Source organism: Nocardioides carbamazepini, from assembly GCF_024614185.1.
Lineage (GTDB): Bacteria > Actinomycetota > Actinomycetes > Propionibacteriales > Nocardioidaceae > Nocardioides > Nocardioides carbamazepini.
Genome location: NZ_JAHTLF010000021.1, coordinates 1 through 20,068, shown reverse-complemented (window position 1 = coordinate 20,068; position 20,068 = coordinate 1). Strand labels below are relative to the sequence as shown.

Below are 20,068 nucleotides of genomic sequence, written 5' to 3'. Positions count from 1 at the left end.
GCGTCACGCAACGACCCTGTCAGGTCGTAGGCATCCAAGATTTTCATGATCTCCTCGGCAGACTTCAACTCATCCCTTCCTCGGGGCGATAGGGCGCTTCAGCACCGCTCATCGCACCCGAGGAAGGGGCCTCAACCGCGCAGCGCGGCGAGGCAGACGACGTCGTGTCGGGCAGATCCCATGACCGTCAGCGGGCAGTTCTCATGTCCGCCAGCGGGCAGATTCGTGGCCGTCTCCGGGCAGTTTCTCGTGGCCGCCGACAGTCACCCTTCGGTTACGTCTACTTGGCGGTGGACGAACCGAAGGGTGACCCAGCTCAGGGCGAGGAGGGACTCAACTCGCCGAGACCGACCTACACGTCAGGCCGTACGGAGCACGACACGTGAGGTCGTACGCGGACAGCAACTCATCAAGAGATCGGACGCCTGGAGCGCCTCGCGGCGTTCGGAGTTCGTGGGGTTGGTTAAGAACAAGCCTGGGCTGCGGCGCTACCTGCGTCGGACCGCCAAGGGCCTGCTGCGCATCGACCACGCTGCGGCGAAACGCGAGGCGCACCTGGACGGCAAGTGGCTGCTGCGCACCTCCGATGCCACCCTCACCCCCGAGGACCTCGCCGCCGCCTACAAGCAGAGTCCGTGCGTCGCTGGGTGCTCCAGGCCCAGATCGACGGCGGGCAGCGTGCCGGGGCCAGCAGCGAGGAGTTGGCTGAGATCAAGGCGCTGAAGGCCGAGAACCGTCGGCTGCGCGAAGACGTCGAGATTTTGCGCGGGGCAACAACTTTCTTCGGGGAACTCGACCCTCGCAACCGCTGATCATGGGCTTCATCGACACCATGAGAAGCCAGGGCTTCGCGGTCGAGTCGATCTGTCGGGTCCTGCGTGAGCAGGGTTGCCAGATCGCCGCGCGGACCTACCGGGCCTGGAAACACGCAGGACGTGTCGTCGCTGCTCGAACCGTGTCCGATGCCCAGGTCGCCGACGCGGTGCGCGACATCGCCTGGACGACTCCTTGCCCACCCCGAGCTGCTTGGCAACGACCGCGGCTGCAGCGGTCAGCGAGGAGTACTCGCCCTGGTGGTCATTGACCAGGCGCACGGCTCTGGCCTTCAACTCGTCATCGATCTTCTTCGGCATGGTGCACATCCTCCTGGACTCAAACAGGAGCGGCATCAAACCTGGGGCGCTTCACGTCGCCCGCCGACACTGTCGGCGCCAACTGCAACACTCAAGACGTGAGCGCAGCCTGATGCTCACCGGACCGCCACCGAAGTTCCACGGAACTCGGGACATCCTCTCATTTCGGGCATGTATGGGTTGAGACAGTAAGCGAAGCGTAAGTGCTGTCGAAACAAGACCGGTCGCCACGCGCACATCAGCGCGTTCGAGAGTGCCTTGTCATTGGGCTGCCGATGGCATCCCGGTCAAACTGCCGTTTGGCCTTGGCCTCGGCTCACCCGATGCGCTCAAACACGGCGGCCATGCCCTGCCCACCACCGATGCACATGGTCGCCAACCCGTGGCGGCTCTCCCGCCGCTCCATCTCGCGGGCCAGGGTGCCCACCATGCGCATGCCGGTGGCGCCCACCGGGTGACCCAGCGAGATACCTGACCCGTGGACGTTGGTGCGCTCCAGGTCAGCGCCACGGAACTTCCACTCGCGCATCACCGCGAGTGCCTGGGCCGCGAAAGCCTCGTTGAGCTCGATCACGTCGATGTCCTGTAGGCGCAGCCCCGCGCGCCCAAGGGCAATCTCGGTGGCCGGCACCGGGCCGATGCCCATAACGTCCGGGCCGACCCCCGCGAGCCCCCACGAGACCAGCCGGACAAGCGGCCGCAGCCCAAGTTCGTCCGCTCGCGCCGGCGTCGTCACGATGCTGAGCGCGGCGGCGTCGTTCTGTCCGCTGGCGTTCCCGGCGGTGACGGTGGCGGCGGGGTCCTCGGACAGCAGCAGCGGGGTCAGCCCCGCCAAGCTCTCCAGCGACGTGTCGGCGCGTGGATGCTCGTCCTGGTCCACCACTGACACGCCGCGTCGCCCCTTCACGGCCACCGGGATGATCTCCTCTGCGAACACGCCGGCGTTCTGGGCCGCGACGGCACGGCGATGCGAGGTGAGGGCGAGCTCGTCCTGCTCGGCCCGCGAGATTGTGTACGCGCGCCGGAGGTTCTCCGCGGTCTCGAGCATCCCGTGGGGCACCGGGTGGAGGCGTCCACCGGCGGTGACTCGGGCCCGTACCAGCGAGTCGTGCAGGGCGACCTGTCCTCGCGCGCCCCACCGCACGTCGGTCGAGAAGAACGAGGCGTTGCTCATGCTCTCGGTTCCGCCGGCGACGACCAGGTCGTGGGCGCCGGTCTGCACCTGCATCACGGCGTTGACGAGGGCCTGCAGCCCCGAGCCGCAACGGCGGTCGACCTGTTGTCCCGTCACCCCGACCGGCAGACCGGCGTCCAGGGCCACGACCCGGCCGATCGCCGGCGCCTCGCTAGAGGGGTTGCAGTGGCCCAGGATGACGTCGCCGATGTCCTCTCCGGTGATGCCGGTGCGGTCCATCAGCCCGCGCAGCGCAGCGACGCCGAGGTCGACGGCAGTGAGGCTCCGGAACACCCCCCCGTAGCGTCCGATGGGTGTCCGGACGGGTTCACAGATCACAGCGTCGCGCATAGCGATGGCCTTCCTCGGGCTGATCATGGGCTGGTCGTCAGTGGGGGTCTGTCGAGCTCGACGTCGACCCGCACGCAGGGGGGCGCGTCCGGTGCGGCGTCAGCGCGTGCCAGCTCGAGCACGAGCGTGTCGTCGGGGCCGGCGGTGCTCCGGATCCGGGCGGGCTCGCCACAGAAGAGCGGGCTCAGGTTGCGGTGGCGCAGCCGACTGATGCGCGCACCGGGCTCCGCCAGCCGGACCGTCTCGATCACGGCGAGGGTCAGTAGGGGGCCTTGCACGACCAGGCCGAGATATCCCTCCACGCCCGTCGCGTAGGGCCAGTCGTAGTGGATCCGGTGCGCGTTGGAGCTCGCCGCGCTGAAACGAAGCAACAGGGTCGGGTCCGTCGAGAAGTCCCAGGCGTCCCCGTCGGGGGTGCCTGCGACGGAGAGTGGGCGGCCGACCGGCGTCGCCGGGACGGGTCTTGCCTGCCCGGCGACCGTCGTCGCCGCCTCTCGGTAGACGAGGTCCTGGCGCTCGATCAGGACCAGACGATCGTCCTCGTCGTACAGCTCAGTCGCGATCACCACGACAACCAGCGGGCCTGAGCGTCCGCGCTTCTCCTCGACCGACACGACCGACGACTCTTGCCGGACCACACTGCCGACGCGTATGGGACCGCGGAACTCCACCTCGCCCCCCGCGAACATGCGGCGGGGGAGGGCGACTGGCGGCAGGAAGTCCCCGCGCCGGGGATGCCCGTCGGCATCGGTCATGGACGAGCTCGGCCAGCGCGCCAGCGCGACCCAGTGCCACAGCGGCGGCAGGAGGTCGCCGTCCCCGGGGTCGGCGCCGTCGTCGAAGAGCGTCGCCAGCGCCGTGACCGGCCAGCGCTCCACCACCTTGTGCGTGGTCCGCGTGTGGGGTGTCCACGTCATCGGGCTACATGAACCTTCCGCCGGTGACGTCCAGCACTGTGCCGGTCATGTACGACGACAGGTCCGAGGCCAGGAACAGGGCCACCGACGCCACCTCCGCGACCTCGCCGGCGCGCTTCATGGGGATCTCGGTCATCTTCTGGTCCCACACCCGTGGGGGCATCGCCTCTGTCATCGCGGTGCGGATCAGGCCTGGGGCGATGGCGTTCACCCGGACGCCGTGGTGGGCTGTCTCCTTGGCCGCGGCCTTGGTGAGGCCCACGATCCCGGCCTTGGCTGCGGAGTAGTTGGTCTGCCCCACCATGCCGACCTTGCCGGAAAGCGAGGAGATGTTGACGATGGAGCCGCTTTTCTGGGTCCGCATGATCGCCGCCGCCGTGCGCACGCCGTTCCAGCAGCCCTTGAGGTGGACCCCGATCACCAGGTCGAACTCCTCCTCCGTCATCGTCCTCATCGTCGCGTCGCGGGTGATGCCTGCGTTGTTCACCATCACGTCCACCGCACCGTGCGCGTCGAGCGCCTGTGTGAGCAAGGCGTCCATGTCGGTCGCACTGGTGACGTCGCACCGCACCCCTGTTGCGTACACCGGGCCGCCGAGCTCGGCGACGGCGGCGTCAGTCGCGACGGGGTCGAGGTCGCCGATCACCACCCGCGCACCCTCCGCGACGAACGCCCGGCCGATCGCCAGGCCGATGCCTTGCGCGCCGCCGGTGATCACGGCAGTCCTGCCATCGAGGAGGTGCATGGGTCGGGTCACGTTCCTTCGTTCGATGGGACTCGTCGGTGACGAGCGATGAGCTGTGCTGCGATGACGTTGCGCTGGATCTCGTTGGTGCCCTCGCCGAGGATCATCAATGGGGCGTCGCGGAAGTACCGCTCGACGTCGTACTCCTTGGAGAAGCCGTAGCCGCCGTGGACCCGCATCGCGTCCAGCGCGACCTCCATCGCGGCCTCCGACGCGAACAGCTTGGCCATCCCGGCCTCTAGGTCGGCTCGCTTCCCTGCGTCGACCCGGGCCGCGGCGTCGGCCGTCATCAGACGCGACGCCGTGACCTTGGTGGCCATGTCGGCCAACAGGTTGCCGACCGACTGGTGCTTCCAGATCTGCTGGCCGAAAGACTCCCGCTCCTGGGCGTAGCGCAGGGCCGCGTCGAAGGCGGCCTGCCCGACACCGACGGCGCGAGCGGCCACCTGGATGCGCCCCACCTCGAGGCCCCGCATCATCTGGCGCCACCCCTGGCCCGCCTCCCCGCCGAGGACGCAGGAGGCGGGCACCCGCATCCGGTCGAAGACGAGCTCGCACGCCTCGACACCGCGGTAGCCGAGCTTGGGGAGGTCCCGCGAGATCTCGAGACCCGCTCCGGGCTCGATGAGGAGGACGCTCATGCCGGCATGGGCTGGGACTGCTCCCGGGTCGGTCACGCACAACAGCCCGATGAGGCCCGACCGTCGGGCGTTGGAGATCCAGGTCTTGGAGCCCGTGACCAGCAGGTCGGTGCCGTCCGCGTGAGCTCGGGTCCGCATGGCCTGAAGGTCGCTGCCGCCGCCGGGCTCGGTCAGCGCCATCGTGGCGCGCACCTCTCCGACCGCCATGCGGGGCAGAAAGGTGTCCTTCTGGTCCTGGGTGCCGCAGGTCTTGATCAGGTAGGTGATCACTGAGTGCCCCCCGATGGCCCCCGCCAGGCTCATCCAGCCCCGGGCCAGTTCCTCTGTGACCCTGGCGAAGCACGCCATGCTGACGTCGACCCCGCCGTACTCCTCGGGGACCAGCAGCCCGAAGAAGCCCAGGGCCTTCATTCCCTCGATGAACTCCTCGGGGTAGGCGTCCACGGACTCGTAGTCGCGGACACGGGGACGGACCCGGTCGTCGACGAAGGCGGAGACCAGGTCGACGATCGCCTGTTCGTCCGCCTCCAGCACCGTACTCATGCCTGCTGGACCAGGCCGATGCCCGCCTCCGTGACGAGGCGCATCTCGCCCTCGGCCATCAACAGCGGAGGATCGGTCTTGTACAGCCCGGCCAGCTCGGCCGCGGTGAGCCCGACCTCGCGGGCAGCCTGGTGCGCCTCGAGTTTGTGCAGGCGACCGCCCGGAGCGGCGGCGAACCGGCGCAGGAGGTCCGCGCGGCGGTCGCCACCCGTCGGGGCAGCAACGCCGGCCCCGGTTTCTGGGACCGGGCTGGACAGCAGTGCCTCGAGCTGGCGGACGACACCGTTGAGGGCCAGTCGCAGCTGGCTGGCCTCGTCGAGACCCGCCGACCCGAGGGCGTCGTCACCGACGCCCTGCCAGGTGCGCTTGGGGTGGCGCCGGATGTACTCCTGCTCGAGCTCGAGCATCCGCTCGGTGTGGTGGCGGAACTGCTCGGCCGTGCCGTGGAGCAGGACCCAGGTCCTCGTCGCGTGCGTGTAGGTGCCGAGGCGTTCCAGTTCCTCGTCGGACAGTTCCTGTGCAGGCATGCCGTGCGATTCCATGATGTTCCCGTCTCCCCCTTCAGGGCGCTGTGGGTGATCCCTCGGACCTGCGGGCGAACAGGCCGGTCGTGGCAAAGGTCAATAGGAGCTGGTCGTCGCCGTCGAGGACCTCGAAGCGCATCGTCGCCAGTCCCTTGCCCTGGCTGGTGACCCGCGGCCCCTCGATGTGAACGACCGAGCACACCTCGGTACCCGCGTAGACCGGTCGGTGCCAGCGAACGTCACCGAGCGCGATCCCCCCTCGACCGTGGTCGTCCAGCCCGATCTCCACCCACAGCCGCCACGCGAGGGCGAGCGTGTGGAAGCCGGAGGCGATCACGCCGCCGAACGGCAGTAACACCGACGCCTCCGCGTCGAGGTGCATCGGCTGCGGGTCGAAGTCCCGCGCGAAGCCGTCCAGCTCATCGGCGGTCACCGTGTGGGACGCGGTCCGGTAGGTGGCGCCGTCGCGCAGCTCCTCAAAGAACATCCGGGAACTCCTTCCTCGTGGTCATGGCCGACGCCGGAGCAGGCCGATGGTGCAGGCGTTCGTCTCGAGCTCGAGCACGGTTCCGCCCATGGTGTGGAGCAGGGCCACGCCGGGGTCGTCGACCTGACGCTCTCCTGCCTCCCCGCGCAGCTGCCGCACGAGCTCCGAGACCTGCGCGAGGCCCGTGGCACCCGGGGGGTGGCCCCGCGAGAGCAGCCCGCCGCTGGGGTTCAGGCTGGGGCCCCCACCCGAGATGCCGAACTCCCCCGCCATCAGCCGGGTCCCGGCCGTGCCGGGGTCGGCGAGCCCGAGATACTCCAGGTTGGTCAGGGCCGCCGGCGCGAAGGCGTCGTGGAGCTCGACGACCCCGATCTCGCTGGGGTCGACTCCAGCCTGGGCGTAGACCGCCCGCGACACGCGCTCCACGACACTCGCGCCCGTGAACCGGTCCTTCGCGAACCCGGAGGTCAGGGCCAGCGCGGCGATCTCGACGGGGCGGTGCTCCGAACGCCGCACGACGTGGTCGGCGACAACGACGACGGCCGCGGCGCCGTCCGCGTTGGGAGCACACTGGAAGAGCGTCAGGGGGTCGGCGATGGCCCGTGAGCCCAGCACCTCCTCGCGTGTGACCGGCGTACGCCGGTAGGCGTCGGGGTTGCGGAACGCGTTGTCGCGACTGTGTACGACGACCGAGGCGAAGGCCTCGGACCCCACGCCGTACCGAGAGGTGTAGAGGTCGCCGACCAGTGCGTACAGCGACGGCAGGGTCACCCCGATGCCGGCCACAGGGTCCTCCTGGTCCAGCGGGATCAGGCCACCACCGGAGCGGACCGGCACATCGGCGCCGACAGCCACGACCACGTCGGCGAGCCCAGCACGGACGAGCGCGACGGCCTCGGCGAGCGCCGAGGTGCCGCTCGCGCAGGCGTTCTCCACGTTGACGATGCGCCGACCTCCCCAGGGGACGTGGCGCAGCATCCGCTGGCCCAGCGCTGCTGTCGAGAAGGCGCTGCCGACGACGAGCGCGTCCACGTCTTCGTGGCGGAGCCCGGCATCGGCGACCGCGGCCAGGGCCGCCTCGGCCGCCAGTTCCTCAGCCGCGCGGTCCGGACGACCGAACGCGGTGGTCGCGACCCCGGCCACCGTGACGCCGAGCTGGCCGCCCCTCGAGATACGGGCCTCCGGCTGCGGCAGGGCCGCATCCTCGTGGTGGGTCGCGGGGAGAAGTGCTGCGCCGGGGTCGTGCGCGAACACCGGCCCCAGGACGACACCCGAGTCCTCGTGGCGCACATGCCCCGTCCTGACCGACACCCGCTCGCCGTGGGTGGGCGCCTCATCCTCGAACCGCGCCAGCACCCGCAGACCCGGGGCCAGCTCGACCACGCCCACGTCGTACCGGTCGGGGAAGCCCGGCGCGGAGACGCGGACGGTGGAACGCGCGACGACGGTGCCGCTGCGGGGGAGCAGCTCGGGAAGCATCGTGTTGCTGCAGCGCCAGCAGAAGGCGCGGGTGGGGAAGCTCCGGGTTCCGCACGTACCGCAGCGCGAGCCCCGCAGTCGCTGCTCGGCGGGGTCGTACCAGCCGTCCGCGCCCAGGACTCGGCCGGCGGCGAGCTCCGTCATTCGTCTGCGCCGTAGGCGGCGACCATCGGGGTGTCGACGCCCACGGCGCCGACCTTCCTCGACCCACCGGGCGAGCCGATCGGTGCGTCTTGTCCGGGGAGGACCTCGGCGAAGAACGCAGCGTTGTCGGCGGGGAACTCTGCCTGGTCCGCGGGGACCGAGCGGAGGGCGGAGATGGCCTCCACCGGGCACACGGCCTCGCAGGCGCCGCAGTCGATGCACTCGGCCGGCTGGATGTAGAGCTTGCGGTCACCCTCGTAGATGCAGTCGACCGGGCACTCCTCGACACAGGAGCGATCCATGATGTCGATGCAGGGCGCACCAATGACGTACGGCACAGCATTCTCCTTCTGAGGGTTCGGTCAGCTGACCGGTCGGAACACCGGCGAGCGCTTCTCGATGAAGGCGGTCATGCCTTCTCGGGACTCGTCCGTGTCGTGGAAGAGCGTCATCAACTCCATGCCTTGCGTGACCGCACCGGAGAGCCGGTCCGCATCCTGGTTGATCGCCATCTTCGAGAGGCGCAGCGCGGTGGCGCTCTTGGCCAGGAGCTTCTGGCACCACTCGTCGACGGCGTCGTCGAGGTCGGCTATCGGGACCACGCGGTTCACCCAGTCCATATCGGCGGCCTCCTGGGTGGTGCAGCGCTCGCCCGCCCCCGTCAGTACCACGACACACCGACCGACGAGTCGTTGGCGGCGCTCTCGAAACACGCGCGCATCCGCTGGGCTCCCTGGAAGGTGAAGGCGTTGAAGCGGTCGGGGCGGTTGAGGGTGATGGTGGCGACGCCATCCGCCGTCGTGTAGAGGACTCCTTCATCGGACATGGTGCGCTCCTGAACCTGTCGAGATCGAGCCTCGAAGGACGTCGAAGGTGCTGCCGCAGGAGCGGCAGGTGTAGGGCTGCTTGCAGACGGCGCCGCCGAACCGGCCGTCCTGGCGCACCTCCGCTGAACCGCAGTAGGGACAGGCGTCGGACTCGGCGACCGGGTCGGCATAGCCAATCTGCAGGAGGACCTGCTGACCTGGCGCCGTGACGTCGTCCCCGCGCCACTGGGCCATCTCCCACTCCACGTCGACGGCGAGGTCCTCGTCGACCGAGCTGACGGCTGCGCGCACCCGCCGCTCCATCTCCCCGCGCGCGGGGCAGGCGAGTCGCGTGGGCCGCAGCACGACCCGAACCGCACCACCGTCGAGGCTCACCTCCCGGACGACGCCCAGGTCGACGAGGGTCACGGGCACCTCGGGATCCTCGACGTGGGAGACGGCCTCGTAGACCGCGGACTGTGTGGCCTCGCTCACCGGTAGAGCCCCCGCACCCCGTCGTCGGCACCCGCCCGGATGGACCTGATCTCGCTGAGCACCTCGACGAGCTCAGGCCGCTCCGTGGCGGGCCGGCGTGCGACAGGCACCTCACCCAGCGCCGCGGCGTCGACGCCGGTGGCGGCCAGGGATGCCGCCACGCGCGACGTCCAGTCACGGTGCGCGGACTCCTGCCCCTCGACACCTCCCGAGCCGGTGGCGACCCCGAACACGTCGCCACCCAGCGCCAGCACCTCCACGGCGCAGCCCGCGAACTCGGCCGCCGTACGCTCGTGACTCGCCAAGAGCCGGACCCAGCGCTCCCAGTGCAACACATGGAGGTGCTGCTCCGCAGCGAGCACCGCTGCCGCGTCCCGGACGGTCGTGTCCTCGGAGGAGGCCATCAGGGTGGAGCGGACCACGGCAGCCTGCGACAACAACAGCCCCCGCAGGACCGTCGCCGGCCAGGTGTGCAGACGCTGCGCCACCAGCTGGGTGGGGTGCCACTGCTCCAACGGGCGCTCGAAGACGAACGCGTCGCGACCGGCCTCGTTCATCCCGGCCAGGGTCAGAAACGTCGAGGCGTGAGCCAGCTCCTCCTGCGCGAGCGAACCGACCGCAAGGGACTCCTCGAGGTCGATGTAGTCCACGATCCAGCCTCCGAGTAGGTGTCCGTGGACGAAGTGGTCCTCGGCACGATCGAGGAACGGGTTGGCGGTCGTCACGCTCATGCCTCCGCTCCGCCCACGGGCTGTACGTCCGCCAGCTTGGCGCGGGCTCGCCGACGGCGGCCGACCTTGCCGGGCAGCCGGTAGGTCAGGCGCGACGGCGTGCGCATGCTCTCGAGGTCCTCGGGTCCGCTGGTGACCATGGCGGAGCGCTGGGCCACCCACAGGACGGTGGCGTCCTCGCGGCGGGTGTAGATCTCCTTGGCGGCGTGCCACGCCAACTCTGGGTCACCCGAGCGCACGCTCCCCACCCAGCTGATCGGCTGGGCCGGGTCGTCACCCAGCTTGACGAAGGCGTCGTAGACGTCCGTCTGGTTCCCGCGCCTCACGCGGGGACCCCCTCGAGTGCGATGTCGCGGTAGGTGCCGTTGCGCTCCAGGGTGCCGGCGATGTGGGCACGCCAGTGCGCGAGCATCGGGCCGCCCTCGTTGAGGATCCGCTTGATCTCGATCCAGTCCGGGGCCGCGTAGACCCACTCCTGCAGGTCCTCGTCGAAGCGGGCGAGGTCCGGGTCCACCTGGATGCCCAAATCGCGGAAGACGGGAACAATCTTCGTCAGCCACTCCTGGCGCAACTGATCATTCGACTTCACCTTGAGGCCGAAGGTGTACATCGGGTTCTGCTGGTAGGTGTCGGTGTCCGGCGGACCGAAATACGCCAGCAGCCTCGGCAGCCACGTCTCGAAGGACCGCTGGGCCAGGGCGCGCTGTTCGGGCGTACCCAACGTCATCGTTTGGTGGGTGAGGTCGATGGCGTGGTGGTAGTGGAAGCTCTCTTCCTTCTCGATCTTGCGCAACGCTCGTGCGTACGGAAGGTAGGTGCCCTTGTCGAGTGCTTGGAACTGGACGATGGCCGAGCTGTTCATGAGCAGCGCTGCCGGCCCGATCTCCTCCCAGGTCTCGAAGCGGTAATGGAAAATGTTGAGGAGCTTGCTGCGGCCTTCCGCGAAGTCGCTGAGGATCTGCTCGCGCGGTACGCCGAGATCCTCGGCCACCCGGGCCGTCACGTGACCGTGGCCCACCTCGTCCTGGATCTTGGCGGCGAGCATTTGCTTCCGCTCGAAGTCCGGTGCCCGGTCGAGCCACTCCGCAAACGGGAGAACCCCGACGAGCTCCGCCAGCGCCTGGAACGACGCGATCCGAGCCGCGGCCTCCCGGTAGCCCTCCGGCATCTCGTCCCACAGCTCGTACTTCTGGGCGAGCCGTGTGTCGTCGTCGATCCCATGACCCTGGGTGATCGTCATGATGCATCCTTTGGTTGATTGATCTATTGATCAGTATAAGAGGCTGGGTGAGGTTGTCAACGATCGGCTGCAACCTGTGAGCAGATCTCCTGGATCTAGTCCGAAACCCCAGCGGTGTCGGGCGAAATACCCAGATAGGCGGCCCTCACGGCGGGATCAGCAGCCACCGCCTCCGGGGTGCCATCAGCGATCTTCACCCCGTGGTCGAGCACGATCAGCCGATTGGCCAGGTCCATCACCATCTGCATGTCGTGCTCGACCCACAGCATCGGCAGACCACGGTCGTGGTGGATCCGGAGCATGAAACGTGCGAAGTCCTCCTTCTCCTGTCGGGTGAGCCCGGACGAGGGCTCGTCGAGGAGCAGCACCTGGGGATCCATGCAGACCGCGCGCGCGACGCCGACCAGTTTCTGCACACCGAAGGGCAGGTTCTCCACGGGTCGCTTCCGGTAGCGCTCGAGCTCGAAGAAGTCGATGACCTCCTCCACGACAGCGCGTTGCTCGATCTCCCTGCGGAGGTAGGGCCCGTGGAAGGCCACCATCGAGAGGAGGTTGCCGCCCAGTTGTCGATGGCGGCCGACCATGAGGTTCTCGAGCACGGTCATCCCGGCGAACAGTTCGGCGTGCTGGAAGGCGCGTCCGACGCCGGCCACCGCGATTTTGTGGGTGGCCACACCACGCAGGCTCGCCCCGTTCAGGCGGACCTCACCCGACCGCGGCCGGTAGATGCCCGAGATGGCGTTGAGCATCGCGGTCTTGCCGGCGCCATTCGGACCGATCAGCGCGACGAGCTCGCCCTGCCTCAACTCGAACGACACATCGTTAACCGCGACGACACCGCCGAACTCGATGCGGATCGAGTCAACTTCCAGGGTCGCTGTCATCCTGCCCACCTCCGCTTGCGTCGGTACTGCTTGACATCGCGGTACGAGCGGTGGGTGTCCCCACTCTGGGACGTACCGAGATAGAACTCCACGATGTCGCCGTGGGACATCAGTGCTTCAGGGGTACCGTCGTGGACCACGCGGCCGTCCTCCATGACGTACGCGTAGTCCGCGATCTGCAGTGCCGCCGCGGCGTTCTGCTCGACCAGCAGGACCGTCAGGCCCCGGTCGACCTGGACCCGCTGCAGCTCCGAGAGCAGGTCGGCCGTCACCCGGGGAGCAAGACCCAACGAGAGCTCGTCGACCAGCAGCACCTCCGGCTCGGTCATCAGGGCCATCGCCAGGGCCAGCAGCTGCTTCTCGCCACCGGACAGGTACCCGGCGGTGCGCCCGGCCAGCTCCCCCAGCCTGGGGAACTCCTCGTAGATGCCCTCGGCCCGCTTCTTCGACCGCGCGGTCAGCTTGACGTTGTCAGCCACTGTCAGCGTGTCGAACACCTTGCTCCGCTCGGGGACCAGGGAGATCCCCAGACGACTGATCCGGTGCGGAGCCATCTTGTCGATGCGCTTGCCGTCGAAGGTGATCTGCCCACCCACTACCTGCGCGTTCTCCATCCCGAGGAACCCGGAGATAGCCGTGAGGGTGGTCGTCTTGCCGGCCCCGTTCGTCCCGAGCAGTGCCGTCGTCTTCCCGGGCTCGATCTTCAGCGACACGCCACGGACGGCGGTCTCTGTCTTGTTGTAGGCGACTTCCACCTGGTGCAGCTCCAGCATGTCCCCTCCTATCGCTTCGCCGTGGTGGTCATGTCGGTGTACTTGTAGGGCCAGCGGGCGAAGTAGGCCTTCAACCGGCGCCACACCCCAGCGATTCCGTCCGGCTCGAAGAGCAGGAACGCCATCATGGTGAGCGCGAAGACCCCGAGCTCGATGGCGCGCAGTGCCCCACCCAGCGAGGCCGTCAGCCCCAGGAGCTCGATGATCCTGCCGACGAGCAACGGCGTGGCCGTCACGAAGACGGCTCCGTAGATGGCGCCCTGGATCGAGCCGACCCCCCCGATGATGATCATCGCCAGGTAGGTCACGCTGAGGAGCAGGTCGAAGTTCTCGATGCTCACGCTTCGGTAGTAGTAGGTGCTCAATGACCCCGCCAGGCCGCCGAAGACACCGCTGAGCGCGAAGGCGATGATCTTCACCCAAGCCACGTTGATGCCGAGAGCCTCGGCGGCGAGCTCTCCCTGGCGTACCGCCAGGAAGCTGCGCCCGAGGGTGGACCGCCGCAGGTTGGTCACCGCCAGGGTGGCGACCGCCACGATCACCACCAAGAAGAAGTACCACTGGAAGACGCTGGTGATGGAGAAGAGGCCGAGATCGGGTGCCGGGACGGTGAGGCTGCCGCTGGTGCCCCGCGAGGACTGGATGTAGCTCTGGTACTTGAGCCCCGCGGCGATGACGACGTACTGGACTGCCAAGGTGGTGATGCCGAGGTAGAAGCCGCGGATGCGCAGCGCGGGCAGGCCCGCCAGTGCGCCGGTGATGCCCCCGGCCAGCATCGCAGCGGGCGCCGCCAGCCACAGCTGGAGTCCCAGGTGGAGGTACAGCCCCGCCGCGACGAAGCCGCCCACCGCCAAGAAGGCGGCGTGCCCGAGGGAAAGCTGTCCGGTCATCCCGGTGACGATCTGGAGTCCGAGCACTCCGACCGCGGCGATCGCACAGAAGTTCGCGACGTTCAACCAGTAGTTGTCGACGGTGAACGGGAAGAGCAGGACCAACGCGACAAGCGCGGCCATCCCTGCCTTGCGCGATGAGCTGTAGACGAACAGCGACAGGTCGTCGCGGTAGCTGGTGTTCAGGTGCGGGGAGCGCCGCCAACGCCTGGTTCGCACCGTGGACGACTGCCACCTGCGGACGACGGGCGCCTCGGAGGGCGTCTTCGTGGAGGTCAGGTCAGACACGGTCCAGTTCCTCTCGGGTGCCAGCCAGGCCCCACGGTTTGACGACGAGAACGGCAAGGAGGACGACGTACGGAACCGCCTCCCCCAACTGGGGATCCAGGAAGCGGACAACGACCACCTCGGCGGACGCGACGAGCAGTGCGGCGGGCACCAGCCCCCCCAGGCTGTCGAGTCCTGCGACCAGCGCCACCGTGAACCCCTTGATGGCGGTGCCGACGAGCAGCGGACTGACGGAGCCCTGGGTCGAGACCAAGAACATCGCCAGGACGCCCAGCGCGGTGGCGAGGCCCCAGGCGATCGCCCCGGCGCGCTCAATGTTGATGCCGCGTCGAGCTGCAAGGGCCGGATTCTCCGCCACGGCCCGCATCTGCACGCCGGACGGGGAAAAGCGGTAGAAGAGCGCCAGCGCCGAGAGCACCAGCACGCTGACGATCACCGGCACCACGTCCACCAGGCGCACGTTCGAGCCGAGGAACTCCCAGCTGGTGGACTGACCGGGCAGCTGCACGAAGCCGGACTGGCCTCGCCACCGCGCCTCGACCACCGCCTCGATCAGGAAGAGTGCGGCCAGCGTCATCAGTACCTGCGAGATCCGCGACTCACCAGCCATCGGGCGCAGCAACAGGACGTAGAGAGCCAGGCCCACGGCTGCACCCCCCAGCACGAGCACGGCGGCAACGCCCCAGAAACGTGCGTCGCTGTAGGTCTCCCGGGGTAGCAGGGTGAGGGCGAGGTAGCCGCCGAGAAGCACGATCCCCGGCTGGGCAAGGTTAAGCACGCGTGAGGTTCGATAGACGATCACGAACCCGACGGCGAGCATCACGTAGACGCCAGCCAGCTTCAGCGTGTCCACGAAGAGCGAGACATCCATGGGTGTCCTCCTTGGCACGGTCCGCGCGATTCTCACCACGCGGACCGTGCCCGGTGTCGGGAGCGGTTACGCGAGCGGCTTGACGAGGTCGGTGGCCGGGTCGAACTCGATCCACTCGTCGATCGCCCGGACGAGCTCACCCTTGGCCGGGTCCCAGCTGTAGGCGGTCCAGTAGCGCTTGCCGGTGTGGTCGGTGGGCGAGAACGTGAGCGGGCCACCGGTGAGGCCGGCGGTGTCGAGATCCGTCCCCTCCAGCGCGTCGCGCAAGCCTGCCCGGTCGCAGTCCTCGCCGCAGCGCTCGAGAGCATCTGCGATGGTCATGCCCATCAGCCACCCGTTGACCGTGGCGGAGCTCGGCTCGATGTCGGTGCCGTACTTCTCGGCCGCCGCGAGGACCTTCTCGATCTCGGGCACCTGCGTCTCGCTCACCGACGTGATGTTGCTGATGGCGTGGAGGTTCTCGCCATTCGTCTGCTCGGCCACCTGCTTGATGTCGGTCTCGGGCGTCGCGGTCATCGAGAAGACGATCGGGCCCTCGTAGCCGACGTTGCGGCTCGCCACGGCCACACCGATGGCGTGCGACGCAATGGAGATGTCGAACAGGGCCGCCGGGTCGCCGTTGGCGATCGTGCGGGCGTACGACGTGAAGTCCGTCGTCTCAAGGGGGGCGTTGACGATCGGGCCCTCGGTGAACTCCGGGTTCTGGGCGACCTGCTCCTCCATCCAGCGGTTGCAGACCGCCTCGGAGGCCGGGGCTTGGTGGATGTAACACCCGATCTTGCCGCCGTCGACGCCGATCTGAGACATCAGCTCGGGCCACACCTTCACGCGGGCGTCGGACATCGCCTCGAAGACGTTGCCCACGCTGAACAACAGCGGGTCGGGCGCCTCGGGGAACATGTCCGGACGAGCACTGTGACCTGACAGGAACGCCACGTCGTTGCTGCGCACCACGTCGAAGACCGCGGGCAGCAGGCCCTCGACCGTCCCACCGGCCAGCATCAGGACCTCTTCACCCTCGACCAGGTCGGTCGCGGAGGTGACCGCCAGCTGCTGGTCGATCTTCATGTCGCGCATCAGGAGGTCGACGGGACGGTCGTTGATGCCACCCGCGTCGTTCAGTGCCGAGAAGAACAGCCGGGCACCTTCGTACTCCGGGTAGTAGGTGCCACGGGTCACGGACGTCGCATCGGTCAGCCAACCGATGTTGATGGGCTCGCCCTTGGCGCTCCCCTTCGTCACTCCGCTGTCGCCACCGGCGTCGCTGCCGCCGCAAGCGGCCAGCAGGGCGCTGGCTGCGACCATCGAGACCGCAACTTTCCAGGTTCTTTTGATCACTCGGATTCCTTCTGTTGGTTGTTCATCGGCACACTGATATGACTGGGTCGGACTCACCTGAACTGCTCCATCTCCTGCAGCTCGTCGGCGTACATCTCGTCGATCAGATGCGCGAACATCCGCTCGAACTGGGAACGACGGATCTTGCGAGTCGGCGTCGTGTCCCCTTCCTCGGGCTCGAGCTCCTTGGGAAGGATCCGGAACTTCTTGATCTGCTCGACGCGGGCGAGCTGCTGGTTGAGCCGCTCCAGCTCCGAGGCCACGAGTTGCACCACCTCGGGCAACTGGGTCAGGCTGGTGAACCCGGTGAACTCGATGCCGCGACTCTCGGCCCAGTCCACGACGACCTCGGAGTCGAGCTCGATCAGGGCTGTCGGATACTTGTGCCCGTCGGCGAACAGGACACACTCACCGATGTAGGGGCTGCCCTTCATCGTGTTCTCGATCAGGCTCGGCGTGATGTTCTTGCCCCCGGCGGTGATCATGATGTCCTTCTTGCGATCCCGGAGGACGAGCTCGCCGTCGGGTTCGAGGGTGCCGACATCGCCGCTGACGAACCATCCGTCCGATGTGAAGGCCTCACGGGTCCGCTCAGCCTCGTGGAGGTAGCCACGGAAGACCCCCGCACCGCGGTACTGGAGCTCGCCGTCCTCGGCCACGCGCACGTCGAGATCGGGGACCTTCTGGCCAACGCTGCCGGCCTTGGGGAACCGGCCCCGCTGGAAGGCCACGAACCCGACCTCGGTCATCCCGAGCCCGTTAATGAGATTGAGACCCCAGTACTGCCAGGTGCGCTGCACCTCCTCGGGGACGTGGGAGCCCGCAGTGAGGCCGATCACCGTTCGGTCAAGACCAAACTTGCGCAGCATCGGCAGGAAGACGAGCGCTCGGGCCACGCCGTACTGCGCGCCGAGGAACGGCGATGGGCGCCCCCCGCTCCACTGGAGCTCGCGGTATCGCTTGGCCACCTTCATCGCGCGTCGGTAGGACCACCGCTTGAAGTGGCTCGAGCGGTCGATGTTGGTTATAGCCCGGCTGGCCATCTTCTGCCAGATCCGCGGCACCGCATGGAAGTAGTAGGGCTGGGTCTGGACCACGGTCGGCGTGAGCTGCTCGATATCCTCGCCGATGTGCACCACCATCGTGGTGAGGATCGGTGAGTACAGGCACACGATTCGCTCGAAGGCGTGGGCGAGGGACAGGTGGCAGATCACCGGGCGCTCCCCGGGCCCGGTCATGTCCGGGAACACCTGGCAGAACTGGTAAGCACCACCGACCATGAAGTTGCGATGCGTGATCATGGCGGCCTTGGACTGACCGGTCGTGCCCGACGTGAACACCAGCAGCGCCACGTCGTCCGGCTCGGTGCTCTCGACGAGAGTGGCCAGCTCCCGCCGCTCGTTGTCAGTGTAGGGAGACTCGGGGTGCAGGAGCCGCTCGAGGTGGAGGATCCGGGGGTCCTCGTAGTCGAAGAGTGCCTGGGTGTCGTCGACGAGGATCTGTCGGACGGAGCCGCAGCGGTCGTCCACGGTCAGGAGCTTGTCGACGTACTCCTGGTTCTCCGCGATAAAGATCACCGCGTCGGCGGTGGAGACCTGGTGGGCGACCTCGTCGGTCGAGCACGTGGTGTAGATGCCGAACGAGATTGCGCCGATGCTGATCACCGCCGCGTCGGCCAGCATCCACAGGTAGGTGGGGTCCCCCATGATCGCGACACTCTGGCCGGGGCGGAGGCCGAGACGCAGGAGCCCACAGGCCAGCTTGTCGATGTCGGCAACGTACTCGGCCCAGGTCCTCTCGACGTAGACGCCCAGCTGCTGCTCGCGCATGAAGACGTCATCCGGGGTTATGGCCGCGCGCCTCCGGATCGCCTGGCCGATCGGCACATTGGCCAGTTGCCGGCGCTCGTCGTCACCCAGTCCGTTCTGGCTCCTCGCCATCACCGTGTGTGTCATGCCTCACAAACTAATCGTTCGATTGAACGATTGGCAAGCAAAAGGTGAGTTGCCAACGAAAAGATTTTATTGTTCGATCAATCCATGACTATCGGCCTTGCCTCGTCCCACGCCCTGATCGACGTCGATCTCGCCATCGTTGGCGCCGGCCCCACCGGCCTCTACGCGGCCTACTACGCGGGATTCAGGGGCCTGCGGGTCGCTGTCGTCGACTCCCTTCAGCAGCAGGGCGGACAGATCAGCGCTCTCTACCCGGAGAAGCCCATCTACGACGTGGCCGGCTTCCCCGCAGTCCGGGGCCGCGACCTCGTCCGGGCATTGACGGACCAGGCGGCACCGTTCGAGCCGAACTACGTGCTCGGCCACCAGGTCGTGGACCTGGAGACGACCACGACCGGGCTGCGGCTCACCACGTCATCAGGTGTCCAGATCAGCTGCCGGGCCGTGGTGATCACCGCAGGCATCGGCACGTTCACACCACGTGCCCTGCCCGTGGGCGACGCCTACCTCGGACGCGGCCTGAGTTACTTCGTGCCCTCGCTGAGCGAGCTCGCGGATCAGGACGTCCTCATCGTCGGTGGGGGCGACAGCGCGTTCGACTGGGCCCTGGCCCTCGAGCCGATCGCCCGATCGGTGACGCTGGCGCACCGCCGCCCGAACTTCCGCGCCCACCAGCACACCGTCGACCAGGTCCTCGCCTCATCGGTGCGCGTGGTCACCTCGGCCCAGGTCTGCGACATCCGCGGAAGTGACGGGATCGAGGAGGTGGACGTGACACATGCGCCCGAGGGGACGATCGAGACCCTCCGGGTGCAGTCCGTGGTCGCCGCCCTGGGGTTCATCGCCGACCTGGGCCCGATCACCGGGTGGGGACTGGACATCCGGAATCGCCATGTTGCGGTCGACACGCGCATGTGGACCGGTCGAGCCGGCGTCTACGCGGCAGGCGATGTGACGGAGTACTACGGGAAGGTCCGCCTGATGTCCGTCGGCTTCGGCGAGGCCGCGACCGCAGTCAACAACGCCGTCACCTACCTCGACCCCACCGCCGACCTCTTCCCGGGTCACTCCTCGGACGCGGACCCCACGCCCGTGGGCGCCCACGCCTGAACGGGCTCGCCTGAGCGGAACGTGCGCGGCGCTCGGTTCAGGAAATCGTCGCGTACCCGCCGTTCACGCTCAGGGTCTGCCCCGTGGTCTGCGACGCAGCGGGGCTGGCGAAGTACCCCACCGCCGCAGCGGCGTCCTCGGGCAGTCCGAGCCGGCCCGTCGGGTAGAGCCGCCGCATCTTGACCATCTGGGCCCCGGTGAAGGTCTCGAAGGCACCCGGCGTGACCGTGGTGGACAGGGAGACGCAGTTGACGGTGATGCCGAATGTGCCGACCTCCTTGGCCAGCACGCGCGAGAAGCCGGCGGTCGCCGCCTTGGCGCCCGCGTAGACCGCCACCCCTGGCTCCCCGACTCTCGCGGAGTCCGAGATGATGTTGACGACGCGGCCGTACCCACCGTCGACCATCTTCGGCAGGACTAGGTGTACCCGGCGATCAGGTTGGTAGCAGCCGACTGATCGGGGGCTTGCCTCCGAGTGCGCTGTGGCGGCGTTCAGTGTTGTAGTGCTCCAGCCAGGGCGCAAGGGCCGCGGCTCGTGCGTCGTTGCTG

23 protein-coding genes and 1 pseudogene are annotated in these 20,068 nt (G+C 68.2%); 2 read left to right on the top strand and 22 right to left on the bottom strand.

Annotated features, from left to right (window positions below; genetic code table 11):
- Nucleotides 1–626 precede the first annotated feature (626 nt).
- Nucleotides 627–1,036 (top strand): annotated as a pseudogene (locus tag KVF89_RS24285) (IS3-like element ISPfr13 family transposase); the annotation flags it as partial.
- Nucleotides 1,037–1,449: 413 nt separating this feature from the next.
- Here the strand turns inward: KVF89_RS24285 and KVF89_RS24280 are convergent.
- The 20 genes from KVF89_RS24280 to KVF89_RS24185 form a co-directional block, all read right to left on the bottom strand.
- Entirely contained in the window at nt 1,450–2,685 is a 1,236-nt protein-coding gene (locus KVF89_RS24280) for an acetyl-CoA C-acetyltransferase (RefSeq protein WP_257429352.1), read from the bottom strand.
- The gene (locus KVF89_RS24275; protein ID WP_257429350.1) at nt 2,682–3,575 is read right to left on the bottom strand and encodes an HTD2 family dehydratase; all 894 of its coding nucleotides are present in this window, start codon (nt 3,573–3,575) and stop codon (nt 2,682–2,684) included. The genes KVF89_RS24280 and KVF89_RS24275 overlap by 4 nt, the downstream gene beginning before the upstream one ends.
- A gap of 4 nt (nt 3,576–3,579) precedes the next feature.
- Nucleotides 3,580–4,320, bottom strand: coding sequence for a 3-oxoacyl-ACP reductase FabG (gene fabG / locus KVF89_RS24270; RefSeq protein WP_257429348.1), 741 nt, complete (start codon nt 4,318–4,320; stop codon nt 3,580–3,582).
- Between the two features lie 8 nt (nt 4,321–4,328).
- Nucleotides 4,329–5,504 carry an acyl-CoA dehydrogenase family protein gene (locus KVF89_RS24265; protein WP_257429346.1) on the bottom strand — a complete coding sequence of 392 codons (1,176 nt, stop codon included), beginning with the start codon at nt 5,502–5,504 and terminating at the stop codon, nt 4,329–4,331.
- On the bottom strand, nt 5,501–6,031 hold the full coding sequence (locus KVF89_RS24260) for a DUF6158 family protein (RefSeq protein ID WP_257429344.1): 531 nt from the start codon (nt 6,029–6,031) through the stop codon (nt 5,501–5,503). The genes KVF89_RS24265 and KVF89_RS24260 overlap by 4 nt, the downstream gene beginning before the upstream one ends.
- 34 nt (nt 6,032–6,065) lie before the next feature.
- Nucleotides 6,066–6,515 (bottom strand): MaoC/PaaZ C-terminal domain-containing protein, encoded by a 450-nt coding sequence (locus tag KVF89_RS24255; protein ID WP_257429342.1) that lies wholly within the window; start codon nt 6,513–6,515, stop codon nt 6,066–6,068.
- A 21-nt stretch (nt 6,516–6,536) separates the two neighbouring features.
- A complete protein-coding gene (locus KVF89_RS24250; protein WP_257429341.1) occupies nt 6,537–8,138 on the bottom strand; it encodes a thiolase C-terminal domain-containing protein in 1,602 nt (533 codons plus the stop codon).
- On the bottom strand, nt 8,135–8,476 hold the full coding sequence (gene fdxA / locus KVF89_RS24245; protein WP_257429339.1) for a ferredoxin: 342 nt from the start codon (nt 8,474–8,476) through the stop codon (nt 8,135–8,137). Before fdxA ends, KVF89_RS24250 begins: the two co-directional genes overlap by 4 nt.
- A 24-nt stretch (nt 8,477–8,500) precedes the next feature.
- Nucleotides 8,501–8,758 carry an enoyl-CoA hydratase-related protein gene (locus KVF89_RS24240; RefSeq protein WP_257429337.1) on the bottom strand — a complete coding sequence of 86 codons (258 nt, stop codon included), beginning with the start codon at nt 8,756–8,758 and terminating at the stop codon, nt 8,501–8,503.
- Between the two features lie 41 nt (nt 8,759–8,799).
- Nucleotides 8,800–8,964 (bottom strand): enoyl-CoA hydratase/isomerase family protein, encoded by a 165-nt coding sequence (locus KVF89_RS24235; RefSeq protein WP_257429335.1) that lies wholly within the window; start codon nt 8,962–8,964, stop codon nt 8,800–8,802.
- Nucleotides 8,954–9,439 (bottom strand): iron-sulfur cluster assembly protein, encoded by a 486-nt coding sequence (locus KVF89_RS24230; protein ID WP_257429332.1) that lies wholly within the window; start codon nt 9,437–9,439, stop codon nt 8,954–8,956. Before KVF89_RS24230 ends, KVF89_RS24235 begins: the two co-directional genes overlap by 11 nt.
- Nucleotides 9,436–10,170: a Phenylacetic acid catabolic protein gene (locus KVF89_RS24225; protein WP_257429331.1), complete on the bottom strand. Its 735-nt coding sequence runs from the start codon at nt 10,168–10,170 to the stop codon at nt 9,436–9,438. The genes KVF89_RS24230 and KVF89_RS24225 overlap by 4 nt, the downstream gene beginning before the upstream one ends.
- A complete protein-coding gene (locus KVF89_RS24220) occupies nt 10,167–10,496 on the bottom strand; it encodes a hypothetical protein (RefSeq protein WP_257429330.1) in 330 nt (109 codons plus the stop codon). Before KVF89_RS24220 ends, KVF89_RS24225 begins: the two co-directional genes overlap by 4 nt.
- A complete protein-coding gene (locus tag KVF89_RS24215) occupies nt 10,493–11,410 on the bottom strand; it encodes a Phenylacetic acid catabolic protein (protein ID WP_257429329.1) in 918 nt (305 codons plus the stop codon). Before KVF89_RS24215 ends, KVF89_RS24220 begins: the two co-directional genes overlap by 4 nt.
- A gap of 95 nt (nt 11,411–11,505) precedes the next feature.
- Nucleotides 11,506–12,294 (bottom strand): ABC transporter ATP-binding protein, encoded by a 789-nt coding sequence (locus KVF89_RS24210; protein ID WP_257429327.1) that lies wholly within the window; start codon nt 12,292–12,294, stop codon nt 11,506–11,508.
- Nucleotides 12,291–13,067 (bottom strand): ABC transporter ATP-binding protein, encoded by a 777-nt coding sequence (locus KVF89_RS24205; RefSeq protein WP_257429326.1) that lies wholly within the window; start codon nt 13,065–13,067, stop codon nt 12,291–12,293. The genes KVF89_RS24210 and KVF89_RS24205 overlap by 4 nt, the downstream gene beginning before the upstream one ends.
- Nucleotides 13,068–13,075: 8 nt before the next feature.
- Nucleotides 13,076–14,245 carry a branched-chain amino acid ABC transporter permease gene (locus tag KVF89_RS24200; RefSeq protein WP_257429324.1) on the bottom strand — a complete coding sequence of 390 codons (1,170 nt, stop codon included), beginning with the start codon at nt 14,243–14,245 and terminating at the stop codon, nt 13,076–13,078.
- Nucleotides 14,238–15,116, bottom strand: coding sequence for a branched-chain amino acid ABC transporter permease (locus KVF89_RS24195; RefSeq protein WP_257429323.1), 879 nt, complete (start codon nt 15,114–15,116; stop codon nt 14,238–14,240). The genes KVF89_RS24200 and KVF89_RS24195 overlap by 8 nt, the downstream gene beginning before the upstream one ends.
- Before the next feature lie 66 nt (nt 15,117–15,182).
- Nucleotides 15,183–16,421 (bottom strand): ABC transporter substrate-binding protein, encoded by a 1,239-nt coding sequence (locus KVF89_RS24190; protein WP_257429321.1) that lies wholly within the window; start codon nt 16,419–16,421, stop codon nt 15,183–15,185.
- Nucleotides 16,422–16,507: 86 nt separating this feature from the next.
- On the bottom strand, nt 16,508–18,409 hold the full coding sequence (locus tag KVF89_RS24185; RefSeq protein WP_257429319.1) for an AMP-dependent synthetase/ligase: 1,902 nt from the start codon (nt 18,407–18,409) through the stop codon (nt 16,508–16,510).
- Nucleotides 18,410–18,493: 84 nt separating this feature from the next.
- On the opposite strand from KVF89_RS24185, the gene KVF89_RS24180 reads away from it, so the two are divergent.
- Nucleotides 18,494–19,519 carry an NAD(P)/FAD-dependent oxidoreductase gene (locus tag KVF89_RS24180; protein WP_257429318.1) on the top strand — a complete coding sequence of 342 codons (1,026 nt, stop codon included), beginning with the start codon at nt 18,494–18,496 and terminating at the stop codon, nt 19,517–19,519.
- Between the two features lie 37 nt (nt 19,520–19,556).
- Here KVF89_RS24180 and KVF89_RS24175 read toward each other — a convergent pair whose 3' ends face one another.
- The gene (locus KVF89_RS24175) at nt 19,557–19,934 is read right to left on the bottom strand and encodes an SDR family NAD(P)-dependent oxidoreductase (RefSeq protein ID WP_257429354.1); all 378 of its coding nucleotides are present in this window, start codon (nt 19,932–19,934) and stop codon (nt 19,557–19,559) included.
- Between the two features lie 19 nt (nt 19,935–19,953).
- Nucleotides 19,954–20,068 (bottom strand): integrase core domain-containing protein (locus tag KVF89_RS24170; RefSeq protein WP_257423871.1); only part of this gene is annotated, 115 nt, incomplete at its 5' end.